General features: G+C 55.9%; 10 protein-coding genes and 1 pseudogene. 5 read left to right on the top strand and 6 right to left on the bottom strand.

The window, feature by feature from the left end; genetic code table 11:
• Positions 1 to 5 precede the first annotated feature (5 nt).
• Positions 6 to 326, top strand: a complete 321-nt coding sequence (locus FY046_RS18895; protein WP_446186371.1) for a hypothetical protein — start codon at positions 6 to 8, stop codon at positions 324 to 326.
• Positions 327 to 400: 74 nt separating this feature from the next.
• On the opposite strand, the pseudogene FY046_RS18900 reads toward FY046_RS18895, so the two are convergent.
• The 4 genes and pseudogenes from FY046_RS18900 to FY046_RS18915 all read right to left on the bottom strand — a co-directional run.
• Positions 401 to 637: pseudogene (locus tag FY046_RS18900) on the bottom strand (hemagglutinin repeat-containing protein); the annotation flags it as partial.
• A 213-nt stretch (positions 638 to 850) separates the two neighbouring features.
• Entirely contained in the window at positions 851 to 1,324 is a 474-nt protein-coding gene (locus tag FY046_RS18905) for a hypothetical protein (protein ID WP_446186372.1), read from the bottom strand.
• A 1-nt stretch (position 1,325) separates the two neighbouring features.
• Positions 1,326 to 10,148 (bottom strand): hemagglutinin repeat-containing protein, encoded by an 8,823-nt coding sequence (locus FY046_RS18910; RefSeq protein WP_446186373.1) that lies wholly within the window; start codon positions 10,146 to 10,148, stop codon positions 1,326 to 1,328.
• Positions 10,149 to 10,218: 70 nt separating this feature from the next.
• Complete coding sequence (locus tag FY046_RS18915) at positions 10,219 to 11,892, bottom strand: ShlB/FhaC/HecB family hemolysin secretion/activation protein (RefSeq protein ID WP_446186374.1); 1,674 nt, start codon at positions 11,890 to 11,892, stop codon at positions 10,219 to 10,221.
• A gap of 582 nt (positions 11,893 to 12,474) precedes the next feature.
• On the opposite strand from FY046_RS18915, the gene FY046_RS18920 reads away from it, so the two are divergent.
• The gene (locus FY046_RS18920; protein ID WP_159336745.1) at positions 12,475 to 13,866 is read left to right on the top strand and encodes an amino acid permease; all 1,392 of its coding nucleotides are present in this window, start codon (positions 12,475 to 12,477) and stop codon (positions 13,864 to 13,866) included.
• 12 nt (positions 13,867 to 13,878) lie between these two features.
• Complete coding sequence (locus FY046_RS18925) at positions 13,879 to 14,634, top strand: transporter substrate-binding domain-containing protein (RefSeq protein ID WP_133846977.1); 756 nt, start codon at positions 13,879 to 13,881, stop codon at positions 14,632 to 14,634.
• Between the two features lie 79 nt (positions 14,635 to 14,713).
• Here the strand turns inward: FY046_RS18925 and ssb1 are convergent, their stop codons facing one another.
• Complete coding sequence (gene ssb1 / locus FY046_RS18930) at positions 14,714 to 15,274, bottom strand: single-stranded DNA-binding protein SSB1 (protein ID WP_133846976.1); 561 nt, start codon at positions 15,272 to 15,274, stop codon at positions 14,714 to 14,716.
• Positions 15,275 to 15,525: 251 nt separating this feature from the next.
• On the opposite strand from ssb1, the gene uvrA reads away from it, so the two are divergent.
• A complete protein-coding gene (gene uvrA / locus FY046_RS18935; protein WP_133846975.1) occupies positions 15,526 to 18,354 on the top strand; it encodes an excinuclease ABC subunit UvrA in 2,829 nt (942 codons plus the stop codon).
• A gap of 463 nt (positions 18,355 to 18,817) precedes the next feature.
• Positions 18,818 to 19,870 (top strand): NAD(P)-dependent alcohol dehydrogenase, encoded by a 1,053-nt coding sequence (locus FY046_RS18940; protein ID WP_133846974.1) that lies wholly within the window; start codon positions 18,818 to 18,820, stop codon positions 19,868 to 19,870.
• 53 nt (positions 19,871 to 19,923) lie between these two features.
• Here the strand turns inward: FY046_RS18940 and FY046_RS18945 are convergent, their stop codons facing one another.
• Positions 19,924 to 22,773 (bottom strand): autotransporter outer membrane beta-barrel domain-containing protein, encoded by a 2,850-nt coding sequence (locus FY046_RS18945; RefSeq protein WP_446186375.1) that lies wholly within the window; start codon positions 22,771 to 22,773, stop codon positions 19,924 to 19,926.
• Positions 22,774 to 22,786 lie beyond the last annotated feature (13 nt).

Genomic DNA, 22,786 nt, shown 5'->3' on the forward strand with positions numbered 1-22,786 from the left:
TTTCTATGAACAAATTTGGCATTCTCGCATTAACCACCATAATCACCTTAATTTCAGCCTGTGATGATGCAACCAAAGAAAATATTAAAGAAGAAGCCGACAAACGCACAAGCAGCCTGGTGGAATCGGCACAAACGCAGTGGGATGAAACCCGTAAACAGGCAACGGATCTGGCCGATGCAAAAGTGGCGGAACTAAACGCTGCGCAGCCATTAGAAGAGGCGAAGAAAAAAATGAATGAGCTGGGTGAGATGAAGCTGTCTGACTTTATTTCGGGCGGCGGGGAAGAGAAAGAAGGCGAGGAAGCGGAGTCGGAGAATAACTGATTTTTGTCCTTCTCTGAATTTCCTTCGTATGTTTACTTTGGCGATACAGCGGTTTTTCACTGCTGCTTTGGTGGGTTAACCCCCACCTTCTCGCCGCTCACCTGGGCACCGTGCAGCGTGGCGTCCCGCCCGCTGGTGATGCTCAGGTTGTTACCCGCGTTCACCGTGGTTTCACTGTGCGTGGCCCCGTTGCCCGTCTCGCTGCCGCGCCCCTTATTGACGCTGGCGTTGAGCGACAGCCCGTTGGCACCCTGACCAAAGTTTATCCCGACGCCGACCGACGCACCGTGGCTCTCGTTCTTCCCGTCCAGGCTCTGCGACTGGCTACCGTGAGCCGGAGGAATCGGAAGTCTTCACCACCCTGCGCCAGACCTGTAAAAAGCTGTCTGCCCGCAAGCAGCAGCAGATCGCCGAGTTTATTCAGGTGATTTCGGGGCCGCAGAAGCGGACAGCTAAGGTGTAACTGGCTGAGTATAAAGTAAAATCCCAACCGTGAGGGTTGGGATTTGTTTAATCAGAATATTTTATAATGTATTCCTATTAATTCCATGCGTAGTTATTAGGACAGCTTGAATACTTGAATCAAGTTTATCTTCATCCAGCCATGAGACATCTTTTCTTTTTAAATGAAATTTTATTGTTGGCAATAATGTTTCATCATCTAGCGATATAATGACATTTAAATAATCTAGATGATTACTATTCCATTTCTTTATTATTGAGTTACAAAAAACAATTGAATATTGAAAATATTTTTCATTTACATAGTCTTCTATATGGATAGAATTCACAAAACATTCGAAGGAAATTTCATCTTCGAAAATATCAGGAGTAACAGGGTTACAATAAGAGAGTAGTTTTCTAGATAAAAAACAACCAGATAACTCAATAAAATCTTGCTCAACAACCTCATTCAACTCATAAGGAAGGTGGAGGTTTTCTACATCATCCCAGCAAACTGATTCAAGCTGAGGACGCATAAGATAGTTAGTTATCATCTTATTTCTCTCCCAGGTATTTAGTCATACCTTTATCTACAGCGCTCTTGAAGGCAGGATCTTTCAATTTATCATTCACATTTTTAGGTGCTTCAGGGAATGTTTGTGTAACAGGATCATAATAGTACTTTTTATTACTATTATCCTGGTAATGTATTTGGCCTGCTCTTTTTCCTGGCGCAGGGTTCTCAACATCAATTCTCTCTTTCCCTTTACCCATCCACAATGTTTTACTTGGAACAGTTGGGCCATTTATGCCGAGCATAGCGCCATCTTTATTTAAGGTATAATTAGGCTTACCAGCCTTACTAATTCCCCCAAATGCCGAAGCCGCTGCACTCGCAACAATACCCGCCTGAACTTCATCCAGACCATATTCTTTCTGGAGTGCCTCAGAGACTTTATTTGTAGCAACAACGCCTTCCGCCTGCATCTGATGCGCAAAGGTCGCCGTCAGATCGTAGACCATCTTGATCGGAATATCTTCACCAAGAGCACGATCTATTGCCTGTTTCACTGCCACGCTGTCGGCCAGCACATCACCATATTTCTGCTGGCAGGTGGTCGGACTGCTTGCACAGTCGCTGATTAGCTGCTTCTGCTGGGCGGTGCTCAGTTCTTCATATTTCTTAATAATCCCGCCGCAGTCACCGCCGCCAGCCTGACAGGTTTTCATTTCAGCCGACCATGCATCTATCTGCTTACTGCTCAGGAAGTTATTCTCCACCGCATTCTTACCCGCCAGCCCGCCCGTCACCGCTCCCGCCGTGCTGTCGCTGCTCACACCGGACGCTATCCCTGACGCCAGCGTCGCCAGCGCGCTCAGGTTTTCCTTCTGCTGCGACGTCAGCTTACTGCTGTCCGCCGTACCGTACAGCGCCAGCGCTATCGCCGGCGCCGCAAGCTCTCCCGTGGCCGCTCCCGCCGCTCCCGCCGCCGCGTTGCCGCCGCTCAGCTCTGCAACCACTCCGCCCAGCAGCGCATGCGCCAGCGCATTATTCGCTTTCTCCGCCGCGCTCAGTTCGCTGTACTGCTTATCCTGCGTCGTCAGGGTCTTGACCACCCCCGCAAGATACGGCGCCGCACCCTGCGCCAGCGCGGCCCTGATGTCACCTCCCGCCAGGCCCTGCAGCGCACTCACCACCGCATTCACGCCCGTGCTCACGCTGCCCCCCATCTGCGCGCCATTTGCCGCCAGCGCATCGTCATAGGCCAGCTGCCAGGCTTTTCCGGCTACCGCCTGCGGCCCGTCATCCACCTTCGGATTGACTCTTTTCTCCTCCGAAAGCGCCTTTTTCGCCCGCTCCTCAAGCCCGGCCTGACGCGATTTATCGCCCAGTGCCGCCGTGGCCTCGCGCGTGGCTTTGGTCGCCTCGTGGGTGTTGTAGATATCCAGCGCCTGCCCGGCGATATCGCTCACCAGCTGCGCCTGCTGTAGCCGCTTCTGCTCTTTCTCTTTGTTAAAGATCGGGGTAATGCTGCCGTCGTTGGCGTGCTCCGTATCGCGGTTCAGGGTGCTGACGTCCTGCTGCTGCTTCGCCGTATCACGCACGGTGATGCTGCCTTCGCTGACCGCCGCTTTGGTGGTCCCCTCCGCGTGCCCTTCACTACCCGAACCGGATATCGGCAGGGCGCTGACGTTGCTTAAAAGGTTGGCCCCTATTGGTCCACCGCTGTTAAAGCCCACGCTCTGATGCTCGGTTTTGTAATCAGCCTGATTATGAATATCTGACCAACCCAGCGTCCCGGTATCAAGGCTGTTTTTATCCGCCGTGGCCGTTGAGGCGATCACCGCCCCGTCCAGCTGCGTGTGCTCACCTACTTTAATAGCATAGCCGCCGCTACCTGCGAACAGCCCCGTCTGCTCCTTCACCGAGTCAAAATCACTGTTCATCTTGTCGCGGTTGGCGTTGATATTCACCGATCCGGTCATGGATCCAAAGGTGAAGCTCCCACCCACGCTGACATTCTGCTGCTTTGCATCGTAGCTGTCACTGTCCTGCTGCGAGGCAAGCGTCAGGTTACGTCCGACATCAGCGGTCACGGTTTCACCGCTGACCTGTGCGCCTTTCAGCGTGGTGTCGCGCCCGCTGTTCAGGCTGACCACGCTGCCCGCGTCCAGGGTGGTTTCACTATGCGTCAGGCCCTTCCCTTTCTCATGGCCTTTACCGGCATTGACGCTCGCCGATACGCTGATGCCCCAGCCGCCAGAGCCCACTCCGATCCCGATGCCAACGCTGCCGCCCTTACTGCTGTTTTTACCGTCGGTACTTTCGGTATTCTGCGCCGACACCAGATGGATATCGCGACTGGCGTCCAGCGACAGATCTTTACCCGCCTTAAGCTGGCTACCTGCAATGTTGATATCGCCGCTGTCAGGCCCTTTACCTTTGCCAGTGGCGGTGATCGACAGGTTTTTCCCGGCGTTCAGGGTGCTACCCTGCGACTGGCTGCTTTTGATGGTCGTCTCACTCTTTGACGACTGGCTGCCATAAGAGAGATTCACCCCCACCGTATTGGTGGCGCCTTTTTCTGCCCCATCGGCGCCTTTCTCCACGCCATTTGCTGCATTTTTTGCATCGGCCGCTTCCGTTACAGCATTGTCATGATCCCAGGCCTGCGCCCCCTGCACCCCGGACAGCACCGCTTTCGTTCCCTGGAGTGCCTGCAGGCGTCCGTCGCCCTCTTTCCTTGCCTGCTGCGCGGTGCTGACGGCGGTATTCAGCGCGCTGCCCACCGCCCCGGAGAGGGCCAGGGTAAAGCCGCTCTGCTTCGATTCGAAGGTTTCGGTACTGGTGCGTTTATCGTAGCCCGGATCTATCTGCACGCTGTCACCAGTGATGGCAATATCTTTGCCCGCCACCACATCGGCACCGCCGATATGCGCCCGGTTGCCTGCGGTGATGCTGACATTGCCCTGGCTGCTGCCCACGGTGCTGACGCTCTGGCTCTGCGTGGTGCCGTTCTCATCTATCTGATGACGTGTTGACTGGCTTCCGACGGTAAAGCCGATGCCGCCGCTGCTCATCAGGCCGCTCTTTTTCTTCTCTTCCAGCAGATAATGCGACTGTGTCTCGGTGGCCGCGACGATATCCACATTGTTGCCCGCGGCGAGGGTGACATCATTATCAGCAGCGATGGCCGATCCCACTACCGCCAGGTCGCGTCCGGCAGTGATGCTGACGCTTTCCCCGCTGAGCAGCGAGCCCTGTTCAAGGGTGGAGCGATCGTCTTTTACCGTGTGGCTGCTGCTTTTTGACAGGAAGCCTTTTTTCTCGCTGCGCTCTTCGGAGAACTGCGATTCGCGATCGGTGGCGCTGTTAATCACCACGTCCCGTTTCGCCTGCAGCGCAATCGCGCCATCCTCGCTGTGCAGGGTACTGCCCGTCAGCGTAATATCATTTTCACGGGCGATCACCGTTACGCCTTTCTCGCCGCTGAAGGTGCTGCCGATGCCGCTGTCGCGCACCGTCTCCATCTCACGCTGGCTTTTGGTTTTACCCTCGCGTTTCTTTTCGCTGTCCTGGTCGATGACAACCTGGCGCGCTTCTTTGATGATCACGTCCTGCGCGCTCACGCCGATGCTGCCTTTCTCGCTGTCCACCTGCGCGCCTTCCACCCGCAGGTTTTTACCGGCCACCAGCGTCACGCCCTGATCACCGCTCAGGGTACTGAGCAACAGACGATCTTCCTGACGGGTGTTACTGACTGACGAAGTTCTGCTGTCGGCAGTCAGATGTGTGGTGTTGGTGGTCGTTTCTGCCAGCAGTTTTATCTCACCGCCCGCCTGCAGCTGGGTGGTGCCGCCCGCTTTCACCTGACTGCCCTGCAGAGTCAAGTCCTGCCCGGCATTCAGGTTGAGGTTGCCCCCGGCATTCAGTGAACTGCCCAGCGCCTGCTGCCATTCACCGCTCACCTGTGCCTTACGCGAGCCGGCGTCTTCCATACCGGCGCGCGTCCGGTTGCCCATCGCCCCGGAAATCACCTCAAGACTGGCGGTGTGGCTGCTGCGGGCCGCGCCAATCTCCAGGCTGTTTTGCGCACTCAGGCTGAGGTTCTGCGTGGCATCCAGCTTCGCCCCTTGTAGCTTCACATCGGTGCCGCTCAGGCTGATGTCACTGGCACTCATTGAGGCCTGGCGCAGGGCATCCTGAAGGTTGGTGCTTAAGGTCAGGTGAGTGGCCTGTACGTTAATACTGTCAGCACGAATATCGCCGCCCTGGTGCAGGAACTGGTCGGCATCAATCTTCAGCGCCTGGTCAGCCACCAGGTTCCCGGCATTGCTGAGGCTGTTAGCCGAGAGTTGCAGGTTGCCACCGGCGATCAGCGCCCCGTCACCGGACAGGCGCACGGTATTGTTGGCCAGATAGACTTTAGGCACCCAGACCGTCTGCGGGCCTTCTGCGCTATCGACCGTTTCACTCACCAGCCAGACGATGTCCTGTTGTAACGCGGCTATCTGTGCTGGCGTCAGCGCCACGCCAGGCACCAGGTGGAAGTCCTGTGCCACTTTGCTGCCGTTGTTCATCAGGTTCTGATACTGCGCCATGGCATCGTCTCCCTTCTCCGACGGCCGTCCGGTCAGCGCCAGCATCTGCTCACGGACCAGACGCTGCTCGTAGAAGCCATCGCCCAGGCGCTTGATCACCAGCGCCGGATCGTATCCCACCCGGTCGAGCAGGTAATCACTGCTGATAAACTTGCTGCGGCTGGTAAAGCGCTCGTCGGTCACCACCAGGAAAGGGCTGCCTTTGGCCGTATCCTGGCGGAACAGGCCGTTATTGGGAATGGAGGTCGCCACACGATCGAGCTGCTGTTGATTCGCCAGCGCCAGTTCACCCGGCGTCAGCGGCTGGGTGCCGTCCTCGTTGGCCGTCAGCGGGTTACGTTCCCACTCTTCGCGCCCGGCTTGCGCTGCTTTCTCCGCCGCTGCCACGCTGCTGATTTGCGCCTGATTGACTGTGACGTTCTCAATGCTGGCGCCCTGGATCGTCACCGAGCCATTGCCCGTCATAATGGCATCAATGGTGGTCAGCGCGGTGGTCTCATCGCGATTGAAGGTGGGATACCAGTGGTTAGTGTCACGATCGTAGTGGTCGACGATATGTTCCTGGCGGCGTTCGTTAACCGAATAGCCTTTATTGACGATATTTTTCGCGCCTGCAACATTCAGATCCCCGTTCGCGCTGAGGGTGCTGGCATCATTAAGCAGCTGCCCGGCCACACGCAGCACCATATTGCCGCCCGCCAGAATATGCGCACCGACACCCGCAGACACCAGTTTGTCACGGGTTACCGTGCCAGTGACCGTACGCTCACGCAGGTTGTTGTAATCGCTGACGTACGGTGCATCGGCAATATCAAGATGTTTGTTCGGATCCCACTGTTCCAGCCGTCCCTGGTCGTGTTCTCGCCAGACGGTGTTTTGATACGGTGTTGGCACCGTATTCTGGCGATAGCCACGCGTTTCATAGAACGTCATGGCATAGCTGCCATCCGCATTCGGCTTCAGGGCCAGGTAGTTGACCCACAGATTCGTCATCACCCCTTGACTGTTTTTCACCCGCACCTGGGCGCGTTTGGACCCGGCATCGATAGCCAGCAAGGTGCCGTAGCGATTGCTGGCAGCAGCCGCGTCATCCTTAAAGGTGAGCCGCTGGGTGGTTGGCGTCATGGTGTTTTTGTTGCGACCCACATCTGAACCATATGAGCGCCAGTAGTAGTTGTAGCGATGCCAGCTGTAGTCACTGCTGGCCGCATTACGGGCGATATTCAATCCTTCGCGCAGGTTGTTCAGGCGTTTGGCCTCCACCGTGACATCACCGTCCGCTTCGATGCTGCTGGCGCGATTTTCAATCAGATCATCACTGCCCAGGAAGAGGCTGCCGCTGCTGTAGAGCAGGCCACCATCGCGGTTCGTCAGGCGTTCCCCGCTATGCAGATCCAGACGGTCGGTCGCCGCGATTACCGCAGCATTACCGTGGTTGTCGATCACCCGGCCACGCACGGTGATGTTATCGCCGATCAGGGTCGCCGGGTTGTCCAGCGTATCCACGTTCAGCGTCATGCTGTCGGCTTCCAGTCGCCCACGGTTAAGCAGCAGGCCGGTCGTCAGGTGCAGCGTTTTACCGACCAGCGATCCCTGATTCGTGAAATCCTGGCTGTTAACGATCAGGCCGCCAGGCAGTAACCAATCCGTCAGGTTGGTCAGCACGCCCGCCACGGAAAGCGTAACAGTGCCGTTGCTGCTGAGGGTGTCGCCCGCACGGTGAGTGTAATCCTGGCGGACCGCGAGATTCAGATCCTGCTGGCTGAGCAGCGTACCGCCCTGGTTGTTGAGAGTGTGGGTCTGAACGCTTAATGTTGCGCCGCTTTGCACCACGCCGCCCTGATTGATCAGATCGAGCGCGGGAACTCCGGCACTGCGTGCGCCCGGATTGCCGCCCTGGATCGTCAGCGCCTGATTCGCCACAACACGTCCCTGGCGGTTATCCAGCGTCTCCAGCAGTGAAAGGGTGAGCGTTCCTGCACTCTGTACACTCCCGGCGCGGTTATCCAGCGTGCGGGCCGTCACATCGGTGTCCGTGGTGCCCAGCAGCAGCCCGCCGTCACGGTTATTCAACCGATCCGCCTGTACGGTCAGCGCCTGCTGGCTGCTGATTTTTCCCTGATCCTGATTATTCAACTGCGTCGTATGCACGTCCAGCGCCCGCGTTGCAACCAGCTGGCCGCCCTGGTTGTTGACCTCATTGGCCTCAATCGCCAGTGCATCGCCGCTATGAAGCTTGCCCTGCTGATTATTCAACGTGGCAACATGGTACACACCCTTGCCATAGCTGATCAGCGTGCCGTCCGGGTTATCCAGCTGCTGCGCGGTCAGTTCCAGCCCTGCGCCGCTGCTGAACAGCCCCTGGCGGTTATTAATGTGGTTGGCCACAATGCGCTGATCGTCGCTGCTCCTCACCGTGCCGCCCTGATTGTCCAGCGCGTTATTCACCGTCAGATCAAGCTGCTGGTCGCTGAAGATCAGGCCACCGCGGTTGCCCAGGCCGCCCTCGACCGCCAGCGTCAGATTACCGTTGCTACCCAGAGCGCCATGGGTGTTATCCAGCAAACCGCTGACCTGCCAGTGCTGCGCCGTATCATTGAGTGCCACCAGCCGTCCATTCTGGTTGGTCAGCGTAGCGCTGGTCAGGCTCAACTGCCGGGCTTCAATGCTGCCATCGGTATTATCCAGCTGGCCAGAAAGGGCAAAACGGCTTTCCCCTTCTCCGGTCTGCGACCAGATGCCACGCTGTACGGAGAGACTATCCGCGTTAATGTCCCAGCGGCCCGCGCTCACCTGCGCCTGCTGCGCCGCAACGCTCCCTGCGGTGTTAACGATCAGCTCGGCGCTGTCCACTTTGGCATTTTTTAATGCTACGCCTGCCGCCTGCGCACGGATGTCGGCACGGCGGGCAGCCAGCGTACTCTGGCTGAGATCAACCCGTTGCCCGCTGACCTTCACGTCCTTTTTGCTCAACAGCTTGCCGCTGGCCTGGATATCGCCCTGGCTGGTCAGCGTAAGATCCGCATCCTGCGTCAGGACACTGTTCGCATCACTGCCTGCCAGCAGGTTGCCGCTGCTGGTTATACCGCGTTTTGCTTTCAGTGTGACGTCGCCCGCCGCTGCCAGAGTGCCGGACTGTTTCACATCACCTTCGCGGCTGTCGACGGACAGCGTGCCACCGCTGTGCAGTTTGCCGTGGTGTTCAATGCTGTCCCGGGCCGCCAGCTGAATATCCCCGCCCGCTTCGGTCACCGCCTCCTGTTTGCCAGACTGCCAGGTGAGTTTACCTTCGCTGCTCACTGTCAGCGTTTTCTCAGCCTGAATGTGCCCGCCCTGGTTGCGCACGCCGACGCCCGCTTCCGTCCCGATCATGCGAATATGACCGCTGTACATGCCGCCCATCTGTCCCATGTCGATCGCCAGTTCAGGCGCCTTGCCGTCGGTGGCCAGCGCACTCACCGTTTTCGCGTCTGCGCTGATGCGGTTCCGGCCTGCGACCACGTTGAGCCCCTGTTTCGCCCACACGCCCGCATTCACGTCGACTGCACGCGCCAGCACGTCAACGTATTCCGTATCATGCCGGGCATCGCCATTCAGCCCGCCGCCTTCAATACGCACGGTGCCGCGCTCCACCTGATAACCCGCCAGGCTGCCATCGGCGTTCAACTGAGTTTTACCGGTCGTCAGCGTCATGCGCCCGGCGTTGATGGTGCCGCAGCCATTGCAGACGATCCCCGCCGGGTTGGCGACGATGACCTGTGCACGCCCGCCTGCGACTTCAAGGAAGCCGCGCAGTTCGCTGGGGTTGCTGCTGTTCACTTCGTTAAGAATCACCCGCGCCGGGGCTGAATTCAGCTTAAGATTCGGGTTACCCTGGATCATCCCCGCCAGTTGGGTCGAGGTCATCGACGCGGAGTTATTGAGGATCGCCCCGCGTTTATCAACGTCAAACTGGCGGTACTGGTTATGCGATACCCCGGAGCGGTTCGGCGCGGCGATGTTCACCTGTGGCAGTCCGTTCTGCGTGGCGATCACCTGCGGGCGCTGGCCCGCAGGTGCCGAGCCGTCGGCAACAATCCCGGCGGCGATCGTCGGCGCGGCAAACAGTGACAGGCCGAGCATCCAGACCACCCGACGTACCGTCACCCACAGACGCGGCGCGCCGATGCCACGGCTCTGGCCGGGGTCACTGCTGCAACTGCGGGCCAGTTCGGACACCACGCGCAGCTCCCCGTGAGTGCGGCTGAAGATAAGGCGATAGCAATGTTTGTTCATAGAAGTCGTCCCTGAAAGAGCACTGTCCGTTCACGTCATAGTGCAGCCGCCGCGAGGGCGGATGGCCGCGTTAAATGTCCAGGTTGAGGCTGAAACCTGCCGTCGCACCTGAAGTATGGAATTGTTCGGGTTTTTGCAGCGGTACCCCGGCAAACAGGTCGTAGCTGAGGTGGCTCAATACAGCACCGCGCACGCCGATGGCGCTCCCTGCCAGCTGGTGCCCGGCCAGATAACGGGTACCGGGGCCGTCAACTCGACCGTAGTCCAGCGCGGCGTACAGCTCATGGCCGCGTGACAGCACATTCCACGCCAGCTCATTACGCCATATCACCCCTTTCTCACCCGACAGGATCTGCTCACCGTCAAAACCGCGTACCGAGTAACGCCCCGCAATTGCTATGCGATCCTGTGGCGTCAGCGGGTTGGCGCTCCACTGGCCGCGTACGCTGGTGACATAACGCCAGGGTTCGCTGCCCAGGGTAAAGGGTTGGTTCAGGCTGATATCGGCCATGGCAATGCCGGTACGGGCGCTGCCGCTCTGGGTATCCTCTTCGGGTGCCCGCAGCGCATTGAAAGCGCCGGTGCCACGCCGCCAGTTGAGGTTGGCATCCAGCGTGGCGTTGCCAAGATAACTGCGCTGATTCAGCCCCAACTCCCAACCCGCCGTACGGCGGCGCTGCTGTTCGATCTCGACGTCCTCCACTGCGTTAGAGGAGTTTCTGCGCCAGAGGCGCATATTGAGGGTGGTTTTATGCAACTGATTGCGGAACAGCAGGCGCGAGAGCGTCAACTGTACGTTGTCGCTCTTGCCGCTGTAGCTCAACACCTCGTTGGCGTTGGCGATATTCTGGTGGTAGGTGTAATTGTTGTAGTTGGCGGCCAGCCCCCAGTAGCCCACAGGCACCGAGTAGTTCAGCGTATGCGAGCGGTTGCCAAAGGGGCCGTGCTGAAACAGATCTTTGCCGATGTTGGCATAGAACAGATCGTTTTGTGCAAAAGGTGCATCCACCGCCAGCGTGGCGGAACCGAGGTAGCGCCCGGTGCTTTTTGAACCGCTGTCGTCCAGCCCCAGGCTGAGGCGAACCGGGCGGCCCTCTTTCCAGTTCACCCGCAGGTCGCTGGTGCCATCCTGCTCACCGGGCAGGATGCTGATATCGGCAGTGGCGCTGGGCACCCGCCGGAAGTTTTCCAACCCCTGCTCAATATCGCGCAGATTCAGCACATCTCCTGAGGATGCCGGTACAGCATTCCACATACGTGCACGCCATGAGACCGGCTCTTCAAACTGCACGCGACCGATGCGTCCGGGCTGTAGCGTCAATGTCAGCACACCTTGGGTCAAATCCTGTTCCTGGGCCATCACCCGGGTGGTGACAAAGCCTTTTGCCAGGATGGCATTCTGCACCTTGTTGATCACCAGCATAATGCCCTGCCCGCCCAGACAACGGCCTTTGGCCCCCTCAGCCGCGTCCAGCGCCCACTGAAAACGGGGTGCGAGATCGCCCTGCAGACGCAGGGAGTGGATCATGAAGCAGGGTTTTTCGTCGACAGGATAGTCAGGGGTCACCGCATCGGGGCGTGCCAGACGGACATCACTGTCCGGCGCATTTTGCTGCTGGAGTGCACGCTCTCGCGCCTGCTGGCGCAGTTGCTCCTGGGCATCCAGCGTTGCGCCCGTACGGGTATCGTTATCAGGGAGTGCTGCCGCGAAGGCGATGGGTGTAGCGGTAATTGCAGCACTCATAAGTAAAGATGTAGCAAATCCCTGCTGAAAGAAACGCAAAAATAAAGTCATGCTAATGTAAGTCCATTTTAAAGGCATGTAACACAATGTAATTTTCGTGCATTATCCATTCAATAAAATGAAAATCAAGCAGGAATGTATCCGTTTTTTATTATTCACACGAAAACGCTTCTGTCTGGATAAGTTAAAATGACTTACCGTTAAAGGTTCAGCTAATTAATAATACAAATGGGTTACTTATCTATTTTAGAATTTGGGATAAGTCATTTGAATTAACGGAAAAACCGCGTTCTTAGAAGAGTTATTCAGTAAGAATGCGCAGAGCTACACATCACCCTGCACCTTTATGGTTCACATCCGTCATTAAAGACGCACTCCCTGCTCAACTCGTGCACAAAAACCCCCTAAAGAGCACATCTTCGGTGCATAAGACGTGTTGCATGCATAGCCTGTGAGTCGAGCGTAAAAATAATTAGTCTTATTTTTCATTGTGTTGAGAATATCGCTCCTTAATAAGCGCTGCCGCTGGCCCGGGAATTGCTAATTACCCTGCAACAAATATCAATACGCTGGGGAGCATACATGGATCACAATCAGTCAGAAGGTCAGCTGCACAGGGGATTGAAAAATCGCCATATTCAGCTGATTGCTTTGGGTGGCGCAATCGGTACCGGGCTGTTTCTCGGTATTGCGCAAACCATCAAAATGGCAGGCCCGTCGGTTCTGCTGGGCTATGCGATTGCCGGCATGATTGCCTTCTTTATTATGCGCCAGCTCGGCGAGATGGTGGTTCACGAACCGGTTGCAGGCTCGTTCAGTCATTTTGCCAACACCTACTGGGGCAGCTTTGCCGGTTTCGTCTCCGGCTGGAATTACTGGGTGCTTTACGTGCTGGTCAGTATGGCTGAGCTCACCGCTGTCGGGATTTACGTTCAGTACTGGTGGCCGGACATTCCGACCTGGGTTTCTGCCGGGGTGTTCTTTGTTGCGATCAACCTCATCAACATGACCAGCGTGAAAATCTACGGTGAGGTGGAGTTCTGGTTTTCCATCATCAAAGTCGTGGCGATTGTCGGCATGATAGGCTTTGGCGCCTGGCTGCTTGCCAGCGGCCATGGCGGCCCTGAGGCCAGCGTCGCTAACCTGTGGCAGTACGGCGGTTTTTTCCCTAACGGAATCAGTGGGCTGGTGATGGCGATGGCCGTGATCATGTTCTCTTTCGGTGGGCTTGAGCTGATAGGCATTACCGCCGCCGAAGCCGATGATCCTCAGAAAAGTATTCCGAAGGCTACCAATCAGGTGATTTATCGCATCCTGCTGTTCTATGTGGGGGCGCTGGCGGTGCTGCTGTCACTCTATCCGTGGCAGAAAGTGGTCGAAGGCGGGAGTCCGTTCGTTCTTATTTTCCACGCACTCGACAGCAATCTGGTCGCGACGCTGCTGAATGCCGTGGTGCTGTCTGCTGCGCTGTCCGTTTATAACAGCTGCGTGTTCAGCAACAGCCGTATGCTGTTTGGTTTGGCGAAACAGGGTAACGCTCCGGCGTCATTATTAAAGATTAATCGTCGCGGTATTCCTTTCAACGCCCTTAGCGTTTCGGCGCTGGTGACCGCCCTTTGCGTACTGCTTAATTACCTGATGCCGGGCAAAGCCTTCGAGCTGCTGATGTCACTGGTGGTTTCTGCGCTGGTGATCAACTGGGCGATGATCAGTATCACCCATCTGAAATTCCGCAGCGCCATGCGCGTTGCCGGGCAGAAAACCCGCTTCGCCAGCCTGGGCTATCCCCTGACCAATATTCTGTGCCTGCTGTTCCTGGCCGGTATTCTGGTGATTATGTTTATGACGCCGGGCATCGCGATTTCCGTCTGGCTGATCCCCGTCTGGCTGCTGGTGCTGACCGTGAGCTATCAGTTAAGAAAAAAGAAAAACACCGCGCATGTGGGCACGATTGTTGAAACCAATAACCTCTGAGACAGGGAAAAAATGAAAACATTATTACCTTTGGTATTGCTGGTTGCCGCCGGGAGCGCCAGCGCAGAATCACATCTGCAAACAGTGGTAAAGCAGGGCACGTTAACTGTCTGTACTACGGGTGATTACAAGCCTTACACCTTCCTGAAACCCGATGGCAGCTATGAAGGGATTGATATCTCGATGGCTGAATCGCTGGCGAAAAGCCTGGGGGTAAAGGTGAACATCGTGAAATCGACCTGGAAGACTCTGACGCCCGATCTGGTGGCAGGCAAATGCGATATTGCGATGGGCGGAATTTCGGTCACGCTGGCGCGTCAGCAGCAGGCTTTCTTTGCCGAGAAGATCGACGTTGACGGTAAAATCCCGCTGGTACGCTGCGTGGATGTGAAAAGGTATCAAACGATTGAGCAAATCAACAAACCCTCAGTACGCCTGATCGAGCCGGCAGGCGGCACTAACGAGGCTTTTGCCCACGCTTTCTTACCGAAAAGCACGCTGACGCTCTCTCACGATAATGCCGGCATCTTCCAGCAACTGGTCGACAAAAAGGCCGATGTGATGATAACCGAGGCATCTGAAGCGCTGTATCAGAAGAAGTCGCACCCGTCGCTTTGCGCGGTGAACCCTGATAAACCGATGCAGTATGGCGAGAAGTCTTACATGCTACCGACCGACGATATCAGCTGGAAGCTTTACGTCGACCAGTGGCTGCATCTGTCCCGCGCCACCGGTGAGTATCCCGCCATCGTCGCCCACTGGATGTGACGAATGCGCTGATTGCGTGCATAAAAAAAGAGGCCATCAGGCCTCTTTTTTTATGCTTTAAGCAACATACATTCCGTATTTAGAAAGGAATGTCGTCGTCAAAGTCCATTGGGGGTTCATTGTTGGCAGGCGCACTGTTCTGCTGTGGTGCCTGCTGCGGGCGAGACTGCTGCGCGCCGCCGCTGAACTGGTTGCCGCCCGGTGCGCCGCCCTGTGGCTGCTGTGGCTGGCCCCAGCCGTTGTTGCTGCCGCCGCCCTGACCGCCACCTGCTGGTGCGCCGCCGCCCTGAGCACGACCGCCCAGCATCTGCATGGTGCCGCCAACGTTAACCACGACTTCGGTGGTGTACTTCTCAACGCCAGCCTGGTCAGTCCATTTACGGGTCTGCAGTGCGCCTTCGATATAAACCTGAGAACCCTTACGCAGGTATTCACCCGCCACTTCGGCCAGTTTTCCGAACAGCACAACACGGTGCCACTCAGTCTTCTCTTTGGTTTCACCGGTTTGCTTGTCACGCCAGCTTTCGGAGGTGGCCAGAGTAATGTTGGCAACGGCACCGCCATTTGGCATGTAGCGAACTTCCGGGTCCTGACCCAGATTTCCGACTAAAATTACTTTGTTTACGCCTCTGCTGGCCATGTTGCTGTCTCCGGTTAAATGTTCTGACTTAAGTCTAAGCGCAAAATTCTATCATGGCATACCCCCAGATCCTACATTTAGGAGATGCCTCGAAAAACACCGCTGTTCGTTGCAGTATTACATCGCTCTGTATGGCATTCTACGCCAAAACACTGGTTATCCATTCAGGTTTTTTTGTGCCATACTAACGCGTTTCTTTCTGGCCGTGCCGGGCAGGCATGGTGAGGTTTGTGCTAATCCGGGAATTGTGAATGGATAAGATCGAAGTACGGGGTGCCCGCACCCACAATTTGAAAAACATTAACCTGACCATCCCGCGCGACAAACTGATCGTCGTTACGGGCCTGTCAGGCTCTGGCAAGTCCTCGCTGGCGTTTGATACGCTGTACGCAGAAGGGCAACGCCGCTATGTCGAGTCGCTATCGGCCTATGCGCGCCAGTTCCTTTCCTTGATGGAAAAACCAGACGTCGACCATATCGAAGGGCTGTCACCGGCGATTTCGATTGAACAAAAATCGACCTCGCACAACCCGCGTTCCACCGTCGGCACCATCACCGAAATTCATGACTATCTGCGCCTGCTGTTTGCTCGCGTGGGTGAGCCTCGCTGCCCGGACCACGATGTCACGCTGGCAGCACAAACCGTCAGTCAGATGGTCGATAATGTGCTGGCGCAGCCTGAAGGCCGCCGTCTGATGCTGCTGGCACCGATCGTGAAAGATCGTAAGGGTGAACACACCAAAACGCTGGAAAACCTGGCAAGCCAGGGCTACATCCGTGCGCGTATCGACGGTGAAGTCTGCGATCTGTCCGATCCGCCGAAGCTGGAACTGCAGAAGAAACACACCATTGAAGTGGTGGTTGACCGCTTTAAGGTGCGTGACGATCTGGCCCAGCGCCTGGCAGAGTCGTTTGAAACTGCGCTCGAACTGTCCGGTGGTAGTGCGGTCGTCGCGGATATGGATGACACCAGCGCCGAAGAACTGCTGTTCTCAGCCAACTTTGCCTGCCCGATTTGTGGCTACAGTATGAATGAGCTGGAACCGCGCCTGTTCTCCTTCAACAACCCGGCCGGGGCTTGCCCGACCTGTGACGGGCTGGGCGTTCAGCAGTATTTTGATCCTGACCGCGTGGTGCAGAACCCTGAGCTGTCACTGGCGGGTGGTGCCATTCGCGGCTGGGATCGCCGTAACTTCTACTATTTCCAGATGCTGCGCTCGCTGGCTGAGCATCTGGAATTTGATATCGAAGCGCCGTTCAGCTCGCTCAGCGACTACAACCGCAAAGTGATCCTGTACGGCTCAGGCAAAGAGAACATCGAATTTAAGTACGTCAACGACCGGGGCGATACCTCGGTGCGCCGCCATCCGTTCGAAGGCGTACTGCACAATATGGAACGCCGCTATAAAGAGACGGAATCGTCCGCGGTGCGCGAAGAACTGGCGAAATATATCAGCAACCGCTCCTGTACCAGCTGCGGCGGTACACGTCTGCGTCGTGAAGCACGCCACGTCTTCCTGGAGAACACCACGCTACCGACCATCTCAGATATGAGCATCGGCCATGCGATGGAGTTTTTCCAGAATATGAAACTCAGCGGCCAGCGCGCGCAAATCGCTGAGAAAGTGCTGAAAGAGATTGGCGACCGCCTGAAGTTCCTGGTGAACGTTGGCCTGAACTATCTGTCGATGTCGCGTTCGGCGGAAACCCTCTCCGGCGGTGAAGCGCAGCGTATCCGTCTTGCCAGCCAGATCGGTGCGGGCCTGGTGGGCGTGATGTACGTGCTGGATGAGCCCTCTATCGGCCTGCATCAGCGTGACAACGAGCGTCTGCTGGAAACCCTGGTGCATCTGCGCAATCTGGGCAATACCGTGATTGTGGTTGAGCACGATGAAGATGCCATCCGCGCGGCCGACCATGTGATTGATATCGGCCCCGGTGCCGGGGTGCATGGCGGACAGATCGTCGCAGAAGGGACGGTGGATGACATCATGGCGGTGGAGTCGTCCCTGACCGGGCAGTACCTCAGCGGCAAGCGTGGCATCGCCATCCCGAAACAGCGCGTTAAGGGCGATCCGGCGAAGGTGCTGAAGCTGACCGGCGCCAGCGGTAACAACCTGAAGGACGTCACACTGACACTGCCTGTCGGGCTGTTTACCTGCGTGACCGGCGTGTCCGGCTCCGGGAAATCGACGCTGATCAACGATACTCTGTTCCCGATTGCCCAGCGCCAGTTGAACGGCGCCACTATTGCCGAAGCTGCACCGTACCGTGATATCTCTGGGATGGAGCATTTCGATAAGGTGATCGACATCGATCAAAGCCCTATCGGGCGTACGCCGCGTTCAAACCCGGCCACCTATACCGGGATCTTCACCCCAGTGCGTGAACTGTTTGCCGGGGTGCCGGAGTCACGTACACGCGGCTATACGCCGGGGCGCTTCAGCTTTAACGTGCGCGGTGGGCGCTGTGAAGCCTGTCAGGGTGATGGCGTGATCAAGGTGGAGATGCACTTCCTGCCGGATATCTACGTGCCCTGTGACCAGTGCAAAGGCAAACGCTATAACCGTGAAACACTGGAAGTGAAATACAAGGGTAAGAGCATTCACGAAGTGCTGGAGATGACCATTGAAGAAGCCCGTGAGTTTTTCGATGCCGTTCCTGCGCTGGCGCGTAAGCTGCAAACCCTGATGGATGTCGGCCTGTCCTATATTCGTCTCGGGCAGTCGGCCACCACGCTCTCCGGTGGTGAAGCGCAGCGCGTGAAGCTGGCGCGTGAGCTGTCGAAACGCGGCACAGGTCAGACGCTGTACATCCTTGATGAACCCACCACCGGCCTGCACTTTGCCGATATAGAGCAACTGCTGGAAGTGCTGCACCAGCTGCGCGACCAGGGCAACACCATCGTGGTGATTGAGCACAACCTTGATGTGATCAAAACCGCTGACTGGATTGTTGACCTCGGGCCGGAAGGCGGCAGCGGTGGCGGCGAGATCCTCGTGTCCGGTACGCCGGAAACAGTGGCAGAGTGCGAACGTTCGCACACCGCGCGCTTCCTGAAGCCGCTGTTACAGCGTTAATTATTTGGGCGAGGCATCGGACAATGCATCGGGCGAGGCGTGCCTCGCCCCTACGATTACGATTACGATTACGGTTTTACGGTTTTACGGTTTTACGGTTTTACGGTTTTACGGTTTTACGGTTTTACGGTTGTACGGTTTTACGGTTGTACGGTTGTACGGTTGTACGGTTGTACGGTTGTACGGTTGTACGGTTGTACGGTTGTACGGTTTTCGTAGGGGTCGGGCATGCCCGACCCGCTATCACGAACGGTATTTTTCTCCGTGGTTTGCTGCATTTTTCTTACAATCGCCACAAAATCTTGCAGAAACAGGCAAGACTTAGCGAGTTTTGGATATACCCCCTTCACCATTATCTGACTATGCTTAACCTTCATCATTTTGCGGAGAAGGTGACGCTATTCCACTGCCTGCTCCCACCCTCACGGCCACTGCGCCACATCATCAATAACTGGAGAGACCAATGAATATTACGCATGCTTATGCCGCCCAGGACGCGAAATCGAAACTGGCTCCGTTTGAGTTTCAGCCACGCGAACTGCGTGAACATGATGTGCAGATCGAGGTGTTGTTCTGCGGCGTTTGCCACTCTGACCTGCACCAGGCACGCAACGAATGGCGCAACACCATTTTCCCGGTCGTGCCAGGCCATGAGATTGTGGGTCGCGTGACGGCAGTCGGCGCACACGGCCATAAATACAAGGTGGGCGATCTGGTTGGCGTGGGCTGTATGGTCGACAGTTGTCGTACCTGTGACAGCTGTAAAGAGGACCTGGAGCAGTACTGCGAAGAAGGCTTTGTTGGCACCTATAACGGCGAAGACCGCATCAACGGCGATATCACCTTTGGGGGTTATTCCACCCAAGTAGTAGTGCATGAAGACTTCGTACTGCGCGTGCCTGAAAATCTCGATCCGGCCGGTGCCGCGCCACTGCTGTGTGCCGGGATCACCACCTTCTCGCCACTGCACCACTGGGGCGTGGGCCCGGGTAAAAAAGTCGGTATCGTAGGCCTGGGCGGCCTCGGCCATATGGGCGTAAAAATTGCGCATGCCATGGGCGCGCACGTCGTACTGTTCACCACCTCGCCATCTAAAATTGAAGACGGTAAGCGCCTGGGCGCAGATGAAGTCGTGATCTCGAAAGATGCCGACCAGATGGCGCAACATGCCAACAGTTTTGACTTCATTCTTAACACGGTTGCTGCACAGCATGATCTGAACCCGTTTATCACCCTGCTGCGCCGCGATGGCACCATGACGCTGGTCGGTGCGCCGGAACATGATCATCCGTCACCGCAGGTGTTTAATCTGATCTTTAAACGCCGCAGCATTGCGGGTTCACTGATTGGCGGGATTAAAGAGACTCAGGAGATGCTGGATTTCTGCGGTAAGCACAACATCACCTCCGATATTGAGATGATCAATATTAATCAGATCAACGAAGCCTATGAGCGTATGCTGAAAAGCGATGTGAAGTACCGTTTCGTGATTGATATCGATACATTGCGCGCGTAACCAGAAGACAAAGCGGGCGGCCCTGTTCAGGGCCGCCCGCTTAATGTTGACGATTAGAAATTGTATTTCACGCCAACCATTGCGGCATTATCGTTGTAACCCGCATCGCCCATCTGCACGCCAATGTTCCCCCACAGATTCAGACGTGGGTTCACTTTCCCTTCCAGCCCAACTTTCACTTCCGCCAGGTTGGTTGCGCCGTTCTGGCTGACACGAACGTCATCCATTTTGGTCGCAAAGTTGCGTGTGTTATGCAGCCAGTTCACCTGAAGGAAAGGCTGGAACTCGCGCTGCTTATTGTTATCAATAGCACTGTGACCTTTCAGGTAGGTTTTCACCCCCAGACGCGTCAACAGGTTGCCGTCGCCCTCACCTTTCACCTTCGTACCATTCGCTTCCTGAACGTTATTTGCCTTTACACCCATCCAGACAACCTGAGCCTGAGGTTGAATAAACCATTCATTGAGCGATCCCTGGCTCCCAGAGAACTGGCCGAGTTTCCAGGTGTAGCCGCCTTCCAGTGAAGCTGAAACCCCATGGGATTTATAGCTTTCGGTCGCCAGTTCTTCACCTTTAACGTCGTTATCAAACCAGCCATACTGCAGCCAGGTATCCAGGTGCGCACCGGTATGGTTTTCAGTATTGCCATACCAGGTCGCATAACCGCCCACGCTGTAACCATTAACGGAACCTTTTGAACGGTAACCGCTGTGCTGGTTTCGGGTGGTGCTGTGGCTGTCACCATAGCCAGCCATAATGCCAACATGCCAGCGGTCTAGCCCATCCGTACTCCAGCGGGCAACATCACCACCGATCTGCGCCACATAGCGATTGCTCTGGGTTTTCAACTGTCCACTGTCGTCGTGCCATGAATTATGTCCGCCAACCTGGCGTAACCACATGCTGGTGACTTCCTTCTGGCCCGTTAGCGCATCAATGAACTGTGTTTCACCCAACCTGTCATGCAGGGTCAGAAGGAACAGGGTGTTTGCTGTTGCCAGGTTAGCCGTGTAGCTTCCACCTTCAGGGCGAATGACTGAGGGGCGCAGAGTATGACCTGGGTTTGGATCAGTTGGATCTGTTGGATCTGTTGGATCGGGAACCACTGGAGTGAGCAGACTGGTCAGATACCAGTTTTCGCCTTTCTGAACGAGGTCGTAATCATAGGCTCCTGCAACCATACGCCCCGATTTCTCGAAAGTCCCTGTCGAGGTTCCACCCACCTCAACAATTTCAATACCTTCCACGGTCTGTGCGCCCTGGCCGCCAAGGTTATTGATCGTGACGCTGGTTGTTCCTGCCAGTACATCTCCGCCGACAATCAGCTTATTGGTTTGTGAGCTGTCATCACCCAGTACGCTGTTCATCACCAGCGATCCACCGTCACCGGCGTAATCGCCCGTTATCGTCAAGGTGTCAAACTTGCTTTGATCGGAGAAAGTAATCGTACCGTTATTGGTCAACTGGCCGACATCGGAATTGTTGTTCATGTTCCATTCGCTGCTGGCATCGAGCGACAGCGAGGTGGCTTTCGTGACGGCACCGTTGAGCACAGACGCGGAGGACAGATCGACCGCCACGATATTGCCAATATTACTCACCACAATATCGCCATTTAAGGTGCTGCCTGTGGCATTGAAAGTGAGATTACTGTACGCATTATTGGCTTTATTATCTGCAACGGTTAATGCCTGCCCGTTACCGCCGGTCAGCACGGAATTTTTCACATTCATCACCGCGCTGGCGGTATCAAACTCAATTGCCTGAGCCTGCCGGGCATCGATAGTCACCGTATCCAGCAAAACAGAGTTGTCTCCAGCCCCCAAACCGCCGACATACATCCCACTCGCCAGCTCACCTGCGGTGGAAATATCGCTGTTACGGATATCCAGCGTACTTCCGCTGCTCGATATGCCGTAACTCTGCTTACCCATCGTTTTAATCTGTACATCATCAGCAGTAATTGCTGCGCCTTCGCCTACATCAATGGCTGAAGAAGAATCACCATAGGTATCAACGGTACTTCTCAGCAGCACACCTTCGGCACTCTGTTGGACATCCAACGCCACAGAAGCTTCACCCCGGGTGGTTATTGCCAGATTCTCACCCCGAATGTTGTCTTCAGTGTAAAGGGCATGACTTCCGCCCCCCTCTGTCTCAATCTTGCTATTAGTCAGAACCATGGTTCCGCTTTCAGCTTTAACGCCCATGGAAACATCACCTTTGGTGGTGATAGTCACATCATTCAGGGTAGCCGTGGGGTTTAACCCATGTATCCACACGGCAGAACTTTCCTCCTCTTCGGTGGAAAAACTTCCACCATCAGCGATGACGCTAGCCTCTGAAGTCACCTCTAACGCATAGTTATTCGTCCCCTGAGTACTGGCCGACACGTTATTCAGGGTAAGTACACCCGAGGAGGCATTGATCGCAGTGCCTTTGTTGGTGCTAATGGTACCGGTATTAATCTCCGCGCTGTTCCCCTTGAACACCAGCCCCTTCGCAGTGTCATCGCCTGTAATGTTAAGGTCTTTCAATACAACCTCTGCACCAGCGCCCAGCATCAGCCCGGTACTGCCACTCCCCGACACATTGACAATTAAGTCCTGCGCATTAAATTTGCCGTTTTGAACCGATACCCCCGAACTCCTCGCCCCCGTGCTATTAAGCGTGACACCGTTTGCCGTGAGATCTCCGCCATTCGTCACTGCAAGGATGTTTTTACTGAGGGAGCCGTTCGAATATATTTCATTCTCAATGAGGCGCGCCTCATTATTGGTCACCAGAATCGCTGTATCTTCCGCCCAAACAGGCATGCAAGGAGCAAAAATTAAAGGCACGACACACATTGGAGTTTTCAGTAACTTCCCAATATTCCATTTCTTATTCAAATCAACATCCATTATCAATTCCTTT

The sequence above is a fragment of the Erwinia sp. 1181_3 genome (genome assembly GCF_052824965.1).

Excerpts from the sequence above, each read along its gene's own strand:
- FY046_RS18895 (WP_446186371.1), top strand. The coding sequence starts at position 6 with ATGAACAAATTTGGCATTCTCGCATTAACCACCATAATCACCTTAATT.
- FY046_RS18905 (WP_446186372.1), bottom strand. The coding sequence starts at position 1,324 with ATGATAACTAACTATCTTATGCGTCCTCAGCTTGAATCAGTTTGCTGG.
- FY046_RS18910 (WP_446186373.1), bottom strand. The coding sequence starts at position 10,148 with ATGAACAAACATTGCTATCGCCTTATCTTCAGCCGCACTCACGGGGAG.
- FY046_RS18915 (WP_446186374.1), bottom strand. The coding sequence starts at position 11,892 with ATGAGTGCTGCAATTACCGCTACACCCATCGCCTTCGCGGCAGCACTC.
- FY046_RS18920 (WP_159336745.1), top strand. The coding sequence starts at position 12,475 with ATGGATCACAATCAGTCAGAAGGTCAGCTGCACAGGGGATTGAAAAAT.
- FY046_RS18925 (WP_133846977.1), top strand. The coding sequence starts at position 13,879 with ATGAAAACATTATTACCTTTGGTATTGCTGGTTGCCGCCGGGAGCGCC.
- ssb1 (WP_133846976.1), bottom strand. The coding sequence starts at position 15,274 with ATGGCCAGCAGAGGCGTAAACAAAGTAATTTTAGTCGGAAATCTGGGT.
- uvrA (WP_133846975.1), top strand. The coding sequence starts at position 15,526 with ATGGATAAGATCGAAGTACGGGGTGCCCGCACCCACAATTTGAAAAAC.
- FY046_RS18940 (WP_133846974.1), top strand. The coding sequence starts at position 18,818 with ATGAATATTACGCATGCTTATGCCGCCCAGGACGCGAAATCGAAACTG.
- FY046_RS18945 (WP_446186375.1), bottom strand. The coding sequence starts at position 22,773 with ATGGATGTTGATTTGAATAAGAAATGGAATATTGGGAAGTTACTGAAA.